This is a genomic window from Streptosporangium sp. NPDC000509 (assembly GCF_042898365.1).
GTDB lineage: Bacteria > Actinomycetota > Actinomycetes > Streptosporangiales > Streptosporangiaceae > Streptosporangium.
Window position 1 is genome coordinate 129,537 of the sequence record NZ_JBIAYX010000004.1, and the last position, 16,418, is coordinate 145,954.

Genomic DNA, 16,418 nt, shown 5'->3' on the forward strand with positions numbered 1-16,418 from the left:
CTCACCCCGCACCACATAAGGGAACTGGTCAGGAGCTTCGGTGTTTCGCGCACCGTCCGCAGGTCCTCCTGCCGATCCTGGCCTACAGCCTGCTGCAGAAGCTCACCGCCAGTGTGTTCGGAACCCGGCCGCCCGCCCAGCATGCGGCGCTGTCATGAGCCCTCCCTCGCCGCCTCGGTGACGCGTATCGCCGACCGGCTACGCCAGGTGCGCGGCTTGATCTTTGAGCTTCGACCGGCTCGCCGGCGCGACGGTCTCTTCAACCGGTCCGGATCGCTTTTGCCGCCTTGGCCGAAAGCTGAGCGTGAAGCATCTCCCAACCCCGCCGACCCGCCGAGCCAGGACGCGCCAGGCGGTTCACGTGAAGCAACCACGCGCGACCATCTCGGTCGTCACCAGGACCGCGACCGCCTCGGCGGCCAGCAGAGCCACCAGGACGACGAGTTGTACGACTCCGGCCTCGGTCGGGCTCGCCCCGCCGAGCAGCATCCCGACGAAGGCGCCAGGCAGGGTGACGAGCCCTACCGTCCGGGTCTGGTCCAGCGCGGGGAGCAGAGCCTGGGCCGCCGCTGGGCGACAGATCTCCAGCGCCGCCTCCCTGGGAAGGAAGCCCAACGCCAGAGCCGCCTCCACTTCTCCCCGTCGCTGGACCAACTCCTCAACGGCCCGCCGTCCGGCCAGAGAGGTAGCGGTCAGGCAGCCACCCAGCAGGATCCCCGCGATCGGGATCACGACGATCCCGTTCAGGGAAATCGTCCCGCTCACGGCCAGCATCGCCAGCACCGGCGCGGCGCCCGCCGCGATCGGCACCGCCGCCCGCCATGCCTTCCGGCCGCGGGTGATGCGCCGGCCCGCGGTGAAGGCGGCCACCCCGTACATGAGCAGGACGAACCCCGCCGTGGCCGCGAAGGAGGCGATCACCCAGGCGATCAGCACAGAGACCGCGCCGAGTTGGGCTGCCGCCCGCAGGCAGGCGGAAAGGACCGCTCGTCCGTGTCCGAGCCGGCCGAGCCAGGTCACCAACGCACCCAACACGACGAGGGCGACCAAGGCCACCGGCAGGAGAGCGGTCACGGAGATCAACGAAGAGGAACGCACAACAGGTAGTGTGCCGCCGACCCCATCGCAAAGAGGTGCCGGCCATGACCGCGCCGCACATCGGATCGTCTTCCGCCACGGGCTTCTGAGCGATATTCCCTCCTCCCTGCCGGCTACGGAAAAACATGATCACTGAAGCGGTCAGGAAAGCCTCCGACTCCATCACCGTCGCCGCCTTCTCTGTGGAGGACTGGCTCAACAGGTGGCGACCACGGCAACGGGACTCATGGCGCACCTCCTGAAACTCCCCCGGCAGGGCGCGATTCTTCCCCGGTCAGCCCCCTGACCGCGCTCTACCGGGGCAACGCCCCCTGACCGCAGGTGAGACCCCACACCACCGTCCCTCCCCCCCGCGAGGGCAGGAAGCGGTCAGGGGCACGCACTCTTTTTCGGGAGGGGTGCACCCCTCTCATCTGTCGGGAACGCAACGGCCCTGCGATACGCGTGATCCGACAAGAAGACCTCCGGCAATGAAGCCGGAGATCCTTTTCAGCTTGAGAGAAGACTAAAAGTCGAATTCGCCCTTCTTGGCGCCGTCCACGAAGGCGTCCCAGACACCGGCGCTCACTACGAAGGGGGCCTTTTCGGGTGCTTCGGTGTCCCGTATGCCTACCCGGCCCCCGGACAGCGGGGCGACTTCGATGCAGTTGCCGTCATTCGAGCTGGATTTTCTGGCCTTCCGCCAGGCGGCGTTCTCTAGCTCAGCGGTCAGGTCGTCCATACCTTCACCATCACCTCTCGTATGAGCTGTGTCGAGGCGTGTTGCGAGTGCGCATCCCCTCGAATCGCCTCATATCTCAGGATAATCTCCTCGACCTCTTCGGAGCGATCGGTTACATGCCCGACTCCGGGTGATTCGAGGTAGGCCGTATCCGGAGCTCCCCTGATCTGGGCCACGGCGAACCCGCCAGAGAGGCCCGTGGTGGAACCCAGGTCGAAAGGAACGACCTGGATGCTGATGCGTGGGGACTCTATCGCTTCCAACAGGTGCGCGAGCTGCCGACGCATCACATCGGGGCCGCCGATGGGCCGCCTCAGTACGCTCTCGTCGATCACGACCCAGTACATCGGCTGGCTGGTGCGCTGGAAGAGTTTCTTCCTGTCCATTCGGATACCGAGAGCCTTGTCCACGTGTTCGGCTGTGGCTCCCGGTTTGCCCTGGATCACCGCCCGCGCGTACTCCTCGGTCTGTAGAAGCCCCGGCAGCACGAGGGGCTCCCACGTGCGGATGACCTCTGCCTCCGCCTCGACCTCCAGCCAGCTGCGGAACCATCGCGGAGACGTTTCCCTTGTGAGGATCGGCCAATGTGTGAGCAGTTCACCGCTGAGCCCGAGTGCCGTCTCGCACCGCTCCACGAAGACACGCGGTGGCTTTCTGACCGCTCGTTCCACCTGCCCGACCATGCTCGTACTGAATCGAATTCTGTCCGCCAACTGATCCTGAGACCAGCCGAGAGATTCCCGGTATTTACGCAGTTCATAGCCAAATAGGGCCAAAGGCCCAGCATGTGGATCTAGCTCTTTAGGTGCGGGCATAACGACTCCGTGATGGCGGGTTCACACAATGATCACACGCGTAACACCGAGGTCAGTACTGATCTGTCCGAAGGTGTCTTACTGGTTCCACACAAAAGATAGCTCGTTACAGGCACTCTGAGAACTGCCCGACAGAAAACACGGCCTTGAATCGAGGCCATGTCACACCGGTCGGCGAAGATCGCGTGCCACCAGCGGAAACTCTTAACGAGCGAGGTGAAACCGATGAATGCCGGACATATCAATCAAAGGAGGACGCTCCTAGGAGAAGTCATCCTGGAAAGCACTCCCACGTCCGCGGGTTTGGCCAGAGACGCGGCGCGAGACATTATCGGCCACGACCACCCCATAAAAGACGATGTCGCATTAGTCGTCTCCGAGCTCGTAACCAATGCTTTCAAGTATTCGGATCGAGGTGAAATCGGAGCGGTGATCAGACTCGCCCTGTTCAGCGAAGGTCCGGTCCTGCGGGTGGAGGTGAGCGATCGCGGGTCCGCGTGCGAGATCCCCCGTCGTGAAGTGCCTTACGCGGATGGGGAGAACACCAACGCCGAGTCCGGGCGTGGCTTGGTGATCGTTGATGGGCTGTCACAGGGCAACTGGGGAAGCCACACCCACGACCGGGGAAGGACCGTGTGGTGCGAGCTGGCCGCCGAGCCCATCGCGGAGAGATGCCGACCATGACGGAAAACACGATCACTGAAGCGATCGGGAAGGTTACCGACTTCATCATCGTCGTTGTCTTCTTCGTGAAGGGCTGACGCGACGGGTGGCGACCACAACACCGGGACTCGTGGCGCACCTCCTGAGACTCCCCCGGTAGGGCGCGATTCTTCCCTGGTCAGTCCCCCTGACCGCGCCCTACCGGGGGCAACGCCCCCTGACCGCAAGGTGAGACCCCACACCACCTTCCCGCCTCACCCCGCGAGGACAGGAAGCGGTCAGGGGGCACAACTCTTTTTCGGGCCAATGCCGTTTAGATAAGATTTGTGCTGGTAGCGTCGCCGAGCGCAATTGATCAAGGTCGACGGTCCGGGCCGGTTGACGGATCTGGTGGGGTTGGGTGCGTTTCTACGCGGACCGGGCCGGATCCTGCGGCCCCGCACTCCCCGCCTGGCGCGGCAGGAGATTTGGGCCTACCTCCTCACTCACTAGGCCATCGCGACGCTGAATCTGCGTCGCGGCCACCACCGCCGCCGGGGTCGCCCCCGACCGGATCAAGCTCCTGGCCACGGTCCGCATCGTGCGCCGCTCGGTCACCAGCCGAGCGGCCTTTCCCCCTGGGTTCGCCGAGGCGATCAGAGTTCATGCATTCGACTGATTAAATGGTCCGACACCTCGATTTTGAGGTGTCGGACCATTTTTAAAAGTGCAGAAAAGGTTGAATTGTCGGCGCCGACTTTGCCCTATGCGAACGAGAGATGTATTTTACTACGAGTCGCCGGAAGCTCGCTTAATTATGACGCGCTCTCGGCTCTTTTTGTCGACAACTGTCCGCCCTTCCAGAGGAGCCTGTAGATGTAGATCCACATTGAATGAATATCCCTTGAGTTTGTGGAATTTCTGCTCCCAAGGGAAGAGTGGCGCACAGTTGTCCCGCATCTGAATCGCGATGATCACCTGGGAGGGGGACTCGTCCACCTCTTTGCTCGCCACTTCCTCGCAGCGGGTACCGTCGGCTCTAGCCTTCCCCCCTATTAACTCCGCAGTCAGCGTCAACCCATCAGGTGACAGTGTGGCGGTGATGATCTGATCCCAGTATGTCGGCTTAGCGCAGGCCGCTAGTGCCAGCACTTGACATACCAAGACGAGCGCGAGGCCAGATCTTCTTGCAAGAGGGGTGGGCAAGGAGGTCTCTTTCTACTAGCTTCGCTTTTTGATGTCGCCACCAAAGGCCTTGACGACATCGTGTATATCGGTGAAGGTGTGCTGGCAGTTGTCATTGGTAGGATTCTCGTAGTTACTGCCGCTGGTTATGCCTTTTGCGGTTACATATTGATCCGACCGGAAAGTATAGACCGGTCCACCGGAGTCACCCTTTGCCGCGCAGGCTCCGTAGCGCTTTTTGCCTACGTGGACCCAGCGCACCGTCTCGATGGGCTGACCTGCATCTTCGTACTCTACCTTCCAGCCCAGATTGCTAACTTTCCAGCCGCAGGTTTGCCCAGTTCTCGCGCCTCCGACGCAGTACTGGTCGCCCACCTGAGCGCGACGAGACCAGCGACCGGCTACCGCCTTCTTCGTGGTCGAGTTGACCCCGCCGACGAAAATGGAAGCAGTGTGCTTACCAGGGATGATTTCGAGTTGTGCTACATCACCGTAGTAGGTAGATTGCCCGGCAAGTTTGGCACTGCCGACACCATCGATCCAAGTGCTGGTCAGATTAGGATAACCGGTCAGTGCGCCGATAGAGGAGAGTCCTGAGCCGTTTCGTGGCATGCAGTGTCCAGCAGTGATCATGTAGTCCTGGGCCGCAGTACCCCAGGCGAATCCGGTGGTGCAAAGACCAGTGCCATCGGTCTCGGTGAAGCCGCTTCCGCCGTTGATGAAGCCATCGTTATCGTTAAGACGGCTATCCGCAGGTACCAGCCGGGCGGCGTTGGGGCGCAGCCAGATGGCGACAGCACTAACTCCGTAACGCTGGGCCAGGGCTAGACGTAGCTGCGAGGTGACCGCTGTGGCCTGGAGGATGACTTGACCTCGTTCGGGCCAGATGCCAGCGGCGATGAGGTTGTCGGCACCAGGGAGTTGGCTGGTGTTCAGGTCAAGGGCCTCTTCGGCGATGCCCGTCAGCGTGGAAATGCTAACGGGTGCGTTTGCTGCGGGAACGTAAGGGGTGAAAGTGTAGTCCTCGGTCGTGTTGGCAGGTCCTTCGCCGTCCTCATCGGTGTCCGCGCCGGTGTACTCGCCGGGTACTGTCCAATCGGTTGCACCGTGGCTGAGGATTGCCGTGCCGATGAGCGCCTGTGAGGCAGTCGCCCGGCCAGCGTCTGCGGCGGCGGGGACAACGACCTGGCCGCTGACCATGTCAACGTGCGGCGGGGCAAGCACATTCGGATGAGCCTCAACGCGATCCTGTGCTGAACTCAGGGCGTGCGCTTGTGACTCAGCCAAGGGAAGGGAATCCACCCCCCAGTTATCGGGGGCCGTAAAGACCTCTACGCCGCCAGATCCAGCGGGGTTGACGACGGTCGGGCCGCCGATCGGGGTGAAGGCGGCGGTGAGTTTGGGTGGGGTGTTGAAGTCGGTGTCTTCGGAGGAGGGGAAGACCCGGAAGTTGGCGCTGTTGTTTTCGGTGGGGGACATGAGGACCAGGCCGTAGTTGCCGGCCTCGCCGGTCCATTGGTTCGCGATGGCGGTGATGTTCCAGTTCATCGGAGCGGGATTACATGATCCCGAACGGACGCTGCTGGTGTTGGTGACCGCGTCTACGGTGGTGTTGGTTGGCTGGGGGGACCAGGTGATGGTGAAGGGGTTCCACGCGCTGGTGACGCGGCGGACCTGAACGCCGGCTCCCACGTTTGTGCCGCAGCTGGGGCCGTCGACATTCAGTAGGGAAAGTGTGGCATTGCTGACGTTCTGGCCTGTCAGCGGTGAGAGGTCGAACTTCAGGTACGTGCGGGCCTTCTCGCCACCGGATGTGGTTCCCGCCTTGAGGAACGGGCCGTCGACGTTGTTGAAGTCCACGACGCTGTTGACATCGGTGTCGGCGATGAGTTGCATGCCGAACACGGAGCTGAGGGTCACCGGATAGGAGGTTGCCGGATCTGCCAGGAAGCCGGGATCGGGCTTGATGAGCAGGGTCTGCTGCCCGTTGTCGGTGCGTACCTTGACGTCCACGGTGCCGCGTTCGCCGTCGTGGGTCTTCGAGGCTGTCTTGGCGTGCAGGGTGGGTTTGGCGGCGATGGCGACGCTCGCGCCGTCCTTGTCGGTCAGTCGCAGTCGGCCGTCGGCCGCTTCGCGCAGGCTGAGCCCTTTGCCCTGCATCGGGATCGTGAGTTCGGGCGCCTTGGCTGGGCGGTCTCGCAGGACCACGTCGTAGCGGAACCCGGTGGACAGCGCGGTGATCACCAGGTCGGCGCCCGGCCCGGCCGCGTCGGTGTAAACGGCCCGGCTGCGATCCAGGGTGGGTTTGGGCAGTTCGGTGGGCCACGACAGGGCCAGGGACTGCTGCGGAGACGGGGCGAACGTGGTAATCGGGTCGCTGCCGTCTCCTGTTGGAAGTGACAGCTCCCCCTTGATGACCTTGGGCTTCACGACGCCGTTCTGCTCGACCAGGGTGGGGTCGATCCACGCCCAATCGCCACGCTGCTTGACGCGAACGGGCCTTGACCAGATCTCCGTGGTCACGTGGCCGTCGGGGTGTTTCCAGTATCGGGCGGTCTCTGTCGCCGCGCCCAGCAGTTCAACGGGTGCTTTCGGTGAGCCGGCTTGGGGAGACGTGATGGGGGCGGGGTCGGCTGAGGCCGCTGGAGTGACGGTGGCTACAAGGAGGGGTGTGATCAGTAGCCCGGCGGCGACTCCTTTCAAGAAACGGTTTCGGCCATGGGGGGCCGATGGAGGGGTGGAGAAATTTTGCACAAAAACCCCGATCTATGAAAAAGATCATCTGGCGCATGGAATCTAACAATCGCTCAACTTTGAGTCAATTGATCTATGTCAATACGCTAAGTGAGGGCTTTTGGCTCCTTGTGCATATTCGTCGCATGTGCAGGGTGGCCGAAATTTGGCGAAAGCTACGAGAACCCTGCCTATTTGCCCGTTTTGTTCATCAATGTTCGAACCGAATCCCGTACCGCAATGAGACGTTCTGCTCCGCTGTTACAGATGTCGGCCAAAGACACATGCCCCTTTCTGTCACCTTCCCTCTTCGCCCCCGCGAGGGCAGGACCCGGCCAGGGGGCACACAACGCAAAAGGCACTCTCCGTCCGCGCCGATCGCCTCGTCGGGGTCGTCCGCACCCGTCCCTAGACTGCAGGTATGCCAACCGCACTGATCACGGGGGCGACGGCCGGCATCGGTGCCGCCTTCGCCCGCCGCCTCGCCGCCGACGGATTCTCGCTCGTCCTGGTCGCCCGCGACGAGAAACGTCTCGTCTCCACCGCCGAGGAGCTACGCCTGCGGTACGGGGTGAGCAGTGAGGTGCTCACCGCCGACCTGGTGACCGAAGAGGGTCTGGAGGCGGTGGAGCGGCGGCTTCACGAGGGGGTCGATCTGCTCGTCAACAACGCCGGCTTCGGCCACCAGGGGCGCTTTCTCGACGTGCCCGTGGAGGAGGAGCGCAAGATGCTCAAGCTGCACTGCGAGGCGGTGTTGCGGCTCACGCTGGCGGCCCTGCCGAGGATGAGGGAGCGCGACCGGGGCGCGGTGATCAACGTCGCGTCGGTGGCGGCGTTCTTCGTGCAGGGTTCCTACAGCGCGTCCAAGGCGTGGGTGGTCGGTTTCAGCCAGTCCACGGCGGCCGAGCTGACCGGGAGCCGCGTGCGGGTCATGGCCCTGTGCCCGGGGTTCGTGCACACCGAGTTCCACGAGCGTGCCGCTATAGACAAGTCGGGGATCCCCGAATTCCTCTGGCTGTCGGCGGACGACGTCGTCCGCGACGCCATGCGTGATCTGGCCCGCGGCGTGCGGGTGAGCATCCCCGACCCGCGCTACAAGGTCATCGCCGGCCTCGGCAGGCTGCTCCCCGTCTCCGTGGTCGGCAGGCTCTCGCGCGGCTTCGGCCGCCACCGGTAACGAGACCCGGCACGACGAAAGGGCCCGCGCCACGGGAGGGGGTCGTGGCGCGGGCCCTTTCTGCCTGCGGTGATGGTCGCGGACGGGCCTTTCCTTCGATGGCGGCCCGCTCGGTGGATCAGACGCGGATGCCGGCCTCGTGGCCGATCGCCAGACCCGAGACCGGGTCGAAGAAGTGCAGGTTGTGGGTGTCGACGATCAGCTCGATGTTCTGGCCGGGACGGACGTGGCTGCGGGAGTTGACGCGGGCGGTCCACAGCGACTTGTCGCCCACCAGCGGCAGCGCCGAGTCCTCGTCGCCGTCGTCGGCGGCGGCGGCCACGGTGTCCTGGTGCTGGACCGGCGGGGCGTCGATGAGGAAGAGCACGTTGATCTCGGAGCCCAGTTCCTCGGTGACCTCGGCGCGGACCGGCAGGCGCACCCATCCGGAGGAGGAGGCGTTGGCGGCGACCGAGTCGTCGAAGTCGGAGGGGCGGATGCCCAGGATGATCTTCTTGCCGATGTACTGCTCCAGGGCGCGCTTCTCGGCGACGGTCTCGTTCGGCACCGGCAGCTTGAAACCCGCGAACGCGACGGCGAGGCCGCCGTCGCCGCGCACCAGCTCGGCGTTGACGAAGTTCATCGACGGCGAGCCCATGAAGCCCGCGACGAACAGGTTGACCGGCTTGTCGAAGAGGTTCTGCGGGGTGTCGACCTGCTGGAGCAGGCCGTCGCGCAGCACGCAGACGCGGTCGCCGAGGGTCATCGCCTCGACCTGGTCGTGGGTGACGTAGACGGTCGTCACGCCGAGGCGCTCGTGCAGGGTGTTGAGGGAGGCCCGCATGGAGACGCGGAGCTTGGCGTCCAGGTTGGACAGCGGCTCGTCCATGAGGAAGGCCTGCGGCTCGCGCACGATGGCGCGGCCCATGGCGACACGCTGACGCTGACCACCGGAGAGGGCGGCGGGCTTGCGCTTGAGGTACTGGTCGAGGCCGAGCATCTTGGCGGCCTCGCCGACGCGCTTGGAGATCTCCGCCTTGGGCATCTTGCGGAGCTTCAGACCGAAGGCGAGGTTCTCCTCGACGGTCATGTGCGGGTAGAGCGCGTAGTTCTGGAAGACCATGGCGATGTCACGGTCCTTCGGGGGCAGGTGGTTGACCACCCGGTCGCCGATCGCGATCTCGCCGCCGCTGATGTCCTCAAGGCCGGCGATCATCCGCAGGGCGGTGGACTTGCCACATCCGGACGGCCCCACCAGCACCATGAACTCCCCGTCCTTGATCTCAAGATCAAGGCCGTTCACTGCTTTGACGCCGCCCGCGTAGATCTTGTCGACTTTGCTGAGAACGATGGATGCCATGGATGTCCTTGTCGCCTCGGGCCAACCCCGCGTTCACCCGATATTGGATACGTTTTCATGCATCTCACCGGAAACGGATAACCCTGTCAAGGGTTTGCCCGGTTCTGGCCTGTCAGCACGACAGTCGTTCTCGCTCCGCACTGGAACGAACACGGAAAACATGATGGAATCGTTTCCATGAACATGCGTCGTACGACGATCAAGGATGTCGCCGGGGCGGCCGGCGTGGGGGTCGCCACGGTGTCGCGGGTGCTGTCGGGTGGGTCGGCCAGCCCGGAGACCAGGGAGCGGGTGCTGACCGTCGCCGCCCAGCTCGACTACCGGCCCAGCGCACTCGGACGCAACCTGCGCCAGCGGCGCTCGGGCGGCATCGGGCTGCTGCTGCCCGACATCACCGACACCTTCTACGGCCGCGTGGCCGACGGCGTGCTCGCCTGCGCGCGCTCGGCGGGCGAGCCGGTGATCGTGGGCACGACCGGGGACGACCCGGAGCGCGAGGCCGAGCTGATCGGCATGCTGCTCGAGCAGGGGGTGGACCGGGTGATCGCGATCCCCTCCGGCGACGGCGACGGCTGGGCGCCGACCCTGCGGGCGGGGGTGATCACGGTGTTCGCGCACCGGCTCTCCACCGGGCGCGACGACATCCCCGCGGTGGTGGCCGACGACCGCGCGGGAGTCGGGACCGCGGTCGACTACCTGACGGGGCTGGGGCACCGGCGCATCGCCTATCTGGGCGGCCCGGGACAGCAGCAGCGACTGTCGACCTTCAGGCAGGCGCTGGGCCCTCTCGTCGACGAGGACCTCATCGTCGTCGCCCGGGGCAGCCGCGACTCCGCGTACGCCGCCGCGGCCGGGCTCTTCCAGCATCGGCCGGACCTGACCGCCGTGCTGGCCGGGGGCAACCTGCTGGGCGAGGCGGCGGTGCTGGCGGCGCGGGAGCTGGACCTGCGCATCCCCAGGGACCTGTCTCTGATCATGTTCGACGACGTGCCCTGGGCGGAGCTGTGCTCACCGCCGCTGACGGTGATCGCCCAGCCCGCCAGGGACATCGGCTACCGCGCCGCCGAGCTGGTGCTGCGCGGCGGCACCAGGAGGCCGCGGGGTGTGCTGCTGCCCACCGAGTTGATCGTGAGGGGCAGCTGCGCGGCTAGAGGGACTTCTCGATCGCCGCGATGACGGCGGGGTCGTCGGGCTGGACCTTGGGCCGGAACCTCGCCAGCACCTCCCCGTCCCGGGCGACGAGAAACTTCTCGAAGTTCCACTCGACGTCACCGGCCTTGCCCTCGGCGTCGGGGGTGGCGGTCAGCACGTCGTAGAGGGGGTGCCTGCCCTCGCCGTTGACCTCGGTCTTGGCGAGCAGCGGGAAGTCGACGCCGTAGGTGGTGGAGCAGAACTCCTGGATCTCCTCGGCGGTGCCCGGCTCCTGACCGTAGAACTGGTTGCACGGCACTCCGACGACGGTGAAGCCCCGCTCGCCGTAGGTCCGCTGCAGGTCGACGAGACCGGCGTACTGAGGGGTGAGGCCACACCTGGAGGCGACGTTCACCACGAGAACGGCCTTGTCTCCGGCCAGCTCGGCCAGAGTGGTGGGCGTGTCGGCGAGAGTGTCGATGGCGATATCACGGATTCCCATGAGTCGCAGCCTAATCTCCTTGTCACATTTGAGAGTTATGCCGTCCATAAAGTGAAATGTGACTGAGGCCACAGATGAGACGGCGCCCCCCTCACCAAGGCTTTGATCATTCTCTTACCGATCTTTGACAGGACTCCTGACAGGCGCTGTCGACTGGCCCGCCGCCGAACGGCGAGGCATCGTGTCGGCCGTTCCCCGTACTCAACGCACAAGGGAGTCCCATGTCGACGCTACGCCGTACCGGTGTGCTGGTGATCACTTCCGTGCTCGCCCTCGGCACCACCACGGTCGCCCAGGCGTCCTCGGCACGAGCGGGCAACCAGGCCGTCGCCAAGCCGCTGGTGTCCGCGCACGGCTGGAACAAGAGCCAGTTCACCTGTCTTCGCAAGCTCTGGAGCAAGGAGAGCAACTGGAACCACCGCGCACTCAACCGCTCCTCGGGTGCGTACGGCATCCCGCAGGCGCTGCCCGCGGGCAAGATGGCCACCGCGGGGCGCGACTGGCGCACCAACCCCAGAACACAGATCAAGTGGGGACTCGGCTACATCAAGCAGCGCTACGGCTCACCGTGCCAGGCCTGGAACCACTCCCTGGCGCGGGGCTGGTACTGATCGGCAAGCGGTGATCTGAAACCCCATGGCAGGGCGATTTTCACACCGTCTCCCGGCATGGGTGATTCGCCGGTCGTAACCGGCCCTTCCTCGAACCACCCGTAGATCACGAAGATCGGGCAAAAACCTCCCCTTCGCGTGTCCCCATCCACCGTTCGGCGCTCTCTCACGTAATAGAAAGCCGCCTAGAGAGATCGCCGCGGCGTCTCATGCCGGAAACAGGCCGGAGAGACCGCGCGGACGTCCCCGTCCGAGCCACGGACGCCGGATCGTCGGACGAGGCAGGACACTCAGTGTCACTCCCTCGTCTTCCGCACGCGGCCCGAGGACAAGGATCCACGTGAACAGCTACCGCGTTCTGCGCAACACCGTCGCGACCGTTCTGGCAGCATCGACGATGGTCGGCCCATCGGCGACGGGGAAGGCTGAAAGCACCTCCGAGACGTCCAGGAAAGGGACGATGAGGACGGTGCACAGGCTCACCTGGGCCACCCAGGTGAAGCCGAGGGTGAAAGCGGTCGCGAGAACCGCCAAGGGCAGGAACAAGACGATCGCCTATCGTCTGGTGTCCCGCCGAGCGTGGCCGCACAGCCAGTTCCGCTGCCTGGACAGTCTCTGGACCAGGGAGAGCAACTGGAACCACCGCGCGTACAACCGCTCGTCGGGTGCGTACGGCATCCCGCAGGCGCTGCCCGCGGGCAAGATGGCCGGCAGTGGCAAGGACTGGCGCTACAACCCGGCCACGCAGATCCACTGGGGTCTGCGATACATCAAGAGCCGCTACGGGTCACCGTGCGGCGCGTGGGGTCACTTCCGGTCGAGCAACTGGTACTGACCCAGGAGAGTCTCCAGGGGAAGGGACAACTCTCCTGACGTCCGGGGCCTGGGGCCCCAGGCCCCGGACGTCACCCTTTTCGAGTCTTTCGAGCCCTACGGCCGTTTCAGCGGCCCACCGCGCGACCTCGCCGCCTGCCGAGCGGTACGGCCGAGACGCACGATCGTCACCGGCCGGCCGGGACGCGCGGCCGCTCACCGGTCGGGACGCACCGCCATCGCCTGGATGAGGCTCTCCGGGGCGAAGGCGGGGAGTCGCCCTCCTGACCCGCTCCCCTTACCTTCCGAACCTTCCCAGCACGAAGACGACGGCCCCGGCCACGGCCGCGAGGGTGCCGATCCAGACGATGAGGGCGTCGGCCCGGTTGTCGAGGGGGTGGTCCCCGTGCAGTGCCTCCTGGGTGCGCCGGTAGCGGACGCCCGTGTGGGTCAGCAGCAGGACGGCGCAGAACACCGCGGGGACGAAGGGGACGATGGCGAGGACGGGCGTTCCCTCGCGCAGGGCGACGCCCGCGCCGGCCAGGCTGGTGACGGCCAGCACCGCGGTGGTGCGGACCCAGGCGAGACGGGTCCGTTCGTTCTGCAGCCCTTCGTCCCAGAGCCTGTTCACCGCGGGATCACCTGGACAGCAGGATGAGGACGAGGGCGAGCACGGCGACCGCCGCCACACCGTATCCGAACAGGGGCGCGAGGGCCGGCGGCGGGAGCGGGGCGGAGCTGCGCAGGGCGTTCTGGACGCGGCGCCAGCGAGGGTAGGCCATCGCGGCCGCCAGGGCCGAGAGCGACACCAGGATCACGGCGAGCAGGGTGCGCATCCACGGGACGAAGACGTCGGCGGAGACGGCGGCCATCGCCACGCCGCCCGCGCTCAGCGCGAGCGACGTACTCAACCAGGTCAGGTACGTGCGTTCGTTGGCGAGGGTGAACCGGGGGTCCGGCTCGTTGTCCGGAGAGTTCATGAACTTTCCTGGGTCTTCATAGGAACGACGCTATTTCAGCGACATTCCCCCTAGAGAACCCGGGATTTCCGGAGGTGCGCTCCGACACCTCCGGGTCTCACCCGCCCGGCCGCCGGGACGAAGGCTCCGGCGGCGGGTGATCTCCGCGCTCAGGCGGCGAGGACTATCCGCAGGCTTCCGTCAGCTGCTGAACCCAGCGTGCCGAGTCGGTGGCCACCTTCTGGGCGGCGTCGACGGCGCTGTTGGCGTCGGTGACGTTGATGCCCTCCAGGGTGTTGGAGACGCCCTCGGCCGCCTCCTTCAGCGAGGTGTTGGCCGCCTTGTCGGCGAGGTCGCCCAGCTTGGCGCCGCCCTCGTTCAGCGCCTGCTCCATCGCGGCGGGGTCGTTGAGCAGCCCGGAGACCTTGGAGACGGTCTCGGTGACGATGCCCGTCGCCTGCACGCACTCCTGCGCCTTGTCGATGCCCTGGCTCACCTCCTGAAGCTCCGAACAGCCGGTGGTGACGAGGACTGCGGCCAGCACGGAGGCGGCGAGGACGGGAATTCGTCGCGGAAGGGGTCGCATGTCCCGACCCTACCCAACGGACCCCCGCGACAGGCGCCGCCGTACCGGCTCGTTACCCGCCGGATCCGCCCGTGGAGGCGGGATGCGGGACGCGGGAGGGCCCGGGAACCAGGCGCGGGAAGACCGCGGGGCCGGGACGCGGGGAGGCTCCGGATCCGGGACGCCGCGCTGGCCGTACGATCGATCGGTAGTCACACGAGCGAGGGGGAGATCATGCCGACCTGTGAGCACATCCTGAAAGCCCAGGACCCGCCGCCGCGCACGCCTCAGGGATGCGAGGAATGCCTGGCGATGGGCAGTCGCTGGGTCCACCTGCGCAAGTGCCTGTCCTGCGGGCACATCGGCTGCTGCGACTCCTCACCCAACAAGCACGCCAGCGCCCACTTCCGGGAGACCTCCGATCCGGTCATGGCCTCGTTCGAGCCGGGCGAGGACTGGCGCTGGTGCTACGTGGACAACATCATCGGCTGACCCGTCGGCCCCACGCCCACAACCGACCGGGCCGGACCGGCGGATGACGGCCCGGCCCGGACGAACACCACCTCGCGGCCGTCCGGCGGCCTCCGGCCCCGGCTCACGAGCGAGCCCTCCACTTCGAAGGCTCGGCGACGGTCACGTCGCGCGTCAACGGTCCAGCGTTTCCAGGTAGTGCTCGTTGTACATGATCCCCAGCACGTTGCCGAACGGATCGACCACGGACGCGGTGACGAAACCAGGGCCGCGCTCGGTGATCGGCATGTACGGCGTGGCCCCCATCGCCAGTAACCGGTCCAACGTGGCCCGCACGTCGTCGACGTGCCAGTGGACGACCGCGCCTCCCGGGGTGGCGGCCGCCTCCGACGGGGCGTACCGCCGGTCGACGAGACCGAGTTCCGACAGGTGGTCGCCGATCCGGAACTCGTAGTAGGCGGCCGGTTGCCCGTCACCGGGGGCCTCGAAGTACGGTTCGACGTCCAGCAGGTCGGCGTACCACTTCTTGGCGGCCTCCAGGTCATCGGCCCAGAGGTTGATGGTGGCCGGTCCTCGCAACATGGGTGTTTCCTTCGTTCGATCAGTGGTACCAACCATTTTCGGCTCTAAAGTGCTCACCAACTGATCACTTTTCTGGAGAACCGGAAGCATGCGCGCCGACCGTCTTGTCGCCGTCCTCCTGCTCATGCAGGCCCGCGGCCGAGTGACCGCGTCCGAGCTGGCCGAGGAGCTGGAGGTGTCCGTGGCCACCGCCCGCCGCGACCTCGAGGCGCTGTCGGCGGCCGGCGTCCCGGTCTACCCCCAACCAGGACGCGGCGGCGGATGGTCCCTCGTCGGCGGCGCCCGCACCGACCTCAGCGGCCTGTCGGCGACCGAGGCCCAGGCCCTGTTCCTGCTCCTCGGCCCGGCGACGTCCGTCGTCCCCGAGGCCAAATCCGCGCTGCGCAAGCTTCTGAGGGCCCTGCCCGGCACATTCCGCGCCGACGCCGAGGCCGCGGCGAGAGCCATCGTGGTCGACCCGGCCGGCTGGGGTGCGCGGGAACGCCGGCGTCCCCAACTGGTCGAAATCCTGCAGAACGCCACCGTCCGCCACCTCAAGGTCGATCTCACCTACACCAACCGGGCGGGTGAACAGAGGCGACGGCTCGTCGCCCCCTGGGGTTTGATCGACAAGGACGACATCTGGTACCTCATGGCCGGAACCGACGACGGGCAACGAACCTTCCGGGTCGATCGGATCGTCGAAGCGGTCGTGACGGACCTCCCCTCTCAGCGACCCGACGATTTCGAACTGTCACAGGCGTGGCAGCGGGTCGTCGACGAGATGGAGAGGCGACGCTCGCGCGTCTCGGCGACCGTGCTCGCCGACGCCCGCCACCTGCCGGTCCTGCGCGACCAGTTCGGGCGCCACTGCGTCGTCGACGGCCCCGCCGGCGACGGGCGTGTCCGTGTCCGCCTCAGCGCCCCGACGCCACTGATGATCGCTCAGCAGCTCGCCGGTTGGGGCGCCGCCGTCGAGGTCGAGGAACCGGATCCCGTCCGTGCCGAACTCGCCCGGCTCGGCTCGGAACTCACCGAGCGCTACGCCGCCCGGAGGGAGTCCGCCACCGGTTGACGGCCCTGAGGTGGCCGGGC

The 16,418-nt window shown here is 66.1% G+C and carries 17 protein-coding genes and 1 pseudogene; 7 read left to right on the top strand and 11 right to left on the bottom strand.

The annotated features are described in order from the left end of the window. Positions 1-357 precede the first annotated feature (357 nt). The 3 genes from ACFY3D_RS09315 to ACFY3D_RS09325 form a co-directional block, all read right to left on the bottom strand. Positions 358-1,098, bottom strand: coding sequence for an ABC transporter permease (locus tag ACFY3D_RS09315; RefSeq protein WP_389976902.1), 741 nt, complete (start codon positions 1,096-1,098; stop codon positions 358-360). Between the two features lie 505 nt (positions 1,099-1,603). Further along, complete coding sequence (locus ACFY3D_RS09320) at positions 1,604-1,819, bottom strand: DUF397 domain-containing protein (protein WP_389976905.1); 216 nt, start codon at positions 1,817-1,819, stop codon at positions 1,604-1,606. Next, positions 1,807-2,634, bottom strand: a complete 828-nt coding sequence (locus ACFY3D_RS09325) for a Scr1 family TA system antitoxin-like transcriptional regulator (protein ID WP_389976909.1) — start codon at positions 2,632-2,634, stop codon at positions 1,807-1,809. The genes ACFY3D_RS09320 and ACFY3D_RS09325 overlap by 13 nt, the downstream gene beginning before the upstream one ends. A 225-nt stretch (positions 2,635-2,859) precedes the next feature. On the opposite strand from ACFY3D_RS09325, the gene ACFY3D_RS09330 reads away from it, so the two are divergent. Beyond that, positions 2,860-3,318 carry an ATP-binding protein gene (locus ACFY3D_RS09330; protein ID WP_389976912.1) on the top strand — a complete coding sequence of 153 codons (459 nt, stop codon included), beginning with the start codon at positions 2,860-2,862 and terminating at the stop codon, positions 3,316-3,318. A gap of 747 nt (positions 3,319-4,065) precedes the next feature. Here the strand turns inward: ACFY3D_RS09330 and ACFY3D_RS09335 are convergent. Then, on the bottom strand, positions 4,066-4,482 hold the full coding sequence (locus tag ACFY3D_RS09335; protein WP_389976915.1) for a hypothetical protein: 417 nt from the start codon (positions 4,480-4,482) through the stop codon (positions 4,066-4,068). 15 nt (positions 4,483-4,497) lie between these two features. After that, positions 4,498-6,984: a DNRLRE domain-containing protein gene (locus ACFY3D_RS09340; protein ID WP_389976917.1), complete on the bottom strand. Its 2,487-nt coding sequence runs from the start codon at positions 6,982-6,984 to the stop codon at positions 4,498-4,500. 631 nt (positions 6,985-7,615) lie between these two features. On the opposite strand from ACFY3D_RS09340, the gene ACFY3D_RS09345 reads away from it, so the two are divergent. Continuing rightward, positions 7,616-8,371: an SDR family NAD(P)-dependent oxidoreductase gene (locus ACFY3D_RS09345; protein WP_389976920.1), complete on the top strand. Its 756-nt coding sequence runs from the start codon at positions 7,616-7,618 to the stop codon at positions 8,369-8,371. 118 nt (positions 8,372-8,489) lie between these two features. Here the strand turns inward: ACFY3D_RS09345 and ACFY3D_RS09350 are convergent, their stop codons facing one another. Beyond that, positions 8,490-9,710, bottom strand: a complete 1,221-nt coding sequence (locus ACFY3D_RS09350; RefSeq protein ID WP_389976923.1) for an ABC transporter ATP-binding protein — start codon at positions 9,708-9,710, stop codon at positions 8,490-8,492. A 177-nt stretch (positions 9,711-9,887) separates the two neighbouring features. Between ACFY3D_RS09350 and ACFY3D_RS09355 the strand changes: the two genes are divergently transcribed. Then, a complete protein-coding gene (locus ACFY3D_RS09355; RefSeq protein ID WP_389976926.1) occupies positions 9,888-10,886 on the top strand; it encodes a LacI family DNA-binding transcriptional regulator in 999 nt (332 codons plus the stop codon). Here the strand turns inward: ACFY3D_RS09355 and ACFY3D_RS09360 are convergent. After that, positions 10,858-11,343, bottom strand: coding sequence for a glutathione peroxidase (locus tag ACFY3D_RS09360; RefSeq protein ID WP_389976930.1), 486 nt, complete (start codon positions 11,341-11,343; stop codon positions 10,858-10,860). The two genes, ACFY3D_RS09355 and ACFY3D_RS09360, sit on opposite strands and share 29 nt — an antisense overlap. A 368-nt stretch (positions 11,344-11,711) precedes the next feature. On the opposite strand from ACFY3D_RS09360, the pseudogene ACFY3D_RS09365 reads away from it, so the two are divergent. Further along, positions 11,712-11,954 (top strand): annotated as a pseudogene (locus tag ACFY3D_RS09365) (transglycosylase SLT domain-containing protein); the annotation flags it as partial. Positions 11,955-12,414: 460 nt separating this feature from the next. Next, complete coding sequence (locus ACFY3D_RS09370; RefSeq protein WP_389976933.1) at positions 12,415-12,789, top strand: transglycosylase SLT domain-containing protein; 375 nt, start codon at positions 12,415-12,417, stop codon at positions 12,787-12,789. 276 nt (positions 12,790-13,065) lie between these two features. Here ACFY3D_RS09370 and ACFY3D_RS09375 read toward each other — a convergent pair whose 3' ends face one another. The 3 genes from ACFY3D_RS09375 to ACFY3D_RS09385 all read right to left on the bottom strand — a co-directional run bounded on the left by ACFY3D_RS09375 (position 13,066) and on the right by ACFY3D_RS09385 (position 14,312). Beyond that, positions 13,066-13,398: a DUF202 domain-containing protein gene (locus ACFY3D_RS09375; RefSeq protein ID WP_389976936.1), complete on the bottom strand. Its 333-nt coding sequence runs from the start codon at positions 13,396-13,398 to the stop codon at positions 13,066-13,068. A gap of 7 nt (positions 13,399-13,405) precedes the next feature. Beyond that, positions 13,406-13,747: a DUF202 domain-containing protein gene (locus tag ACFY3D_RS09380; RefSeq protein ID WP_350946813.1), complete on the bottom strand. Its 342-nt coding sequence runs from the start codon at positions 13,745-13,747 to the stop codon at positions 13,406-13,408. Between the two features lie 163 nt (positions 13,748-13,910). After that, positions 13,911-14,312, bottom strand: coding sequence for a hypothetical protein (locus ACFY3D_RS09385; protein ID WP_389976939.1), 402 nt, complete (start codon positions 14,310-14,312; stop codon positions 13,911-13,913). A gap of 213 nt (positions 14,313-14,525) precedes the next feature. Between ACFY3D_RS09385 and ACFY3D_RS09390 the strand changes: the two genes are divergently transcribed. After that, the gene (locus ACFY3D_RS09390; RefSeq protein ID WP_362906063.1) at positions 14,526-14,783 is read left to right on the top strand and encodes a UBP-type zinc finger domain-containing protein; all 258 of its coding nucleotides are present in this window, start codon (positions 14,526-14,528) and stop codon (positions 14,781-14,783) included. Between the two features lie 153 nt (positions 14,784-14,936). Here ACFY3D_RS09390 and ACFY3D_RS09395 read toward each other — a convergent pair whose 3' ends face one another. Next, positions 14,937-15,344 carry a VOC family protein gene (locus ACFY3D_RS09395; RefSeq protein ID WP_389976942.1) on the bottom strand — a complete coding sequence of 136 codons (408 nt, stop codon included), beginning with the start codon at positions 15,342-15,344 and terminating at the stop codon, positions 14,937-14,939. Positions 15,345-15,432: 88 nt separating this feature from the next. On the opposite strand from ACFY3D_RS09395, the gene ACFY3D_RS09400 reads away from it, so the two are divergent. Next, entirely contained in the window at positions 15,433-16,398 is a 966-nt protein-coding gene (locus tag ACFY3D_RS09400) for a helix-turn-helix transcriptional regulator (RefSeq protein WP_389976945.1), read from the top strand. Positions 16,399-16,418 lie beyond the last annotated feature (20 nt).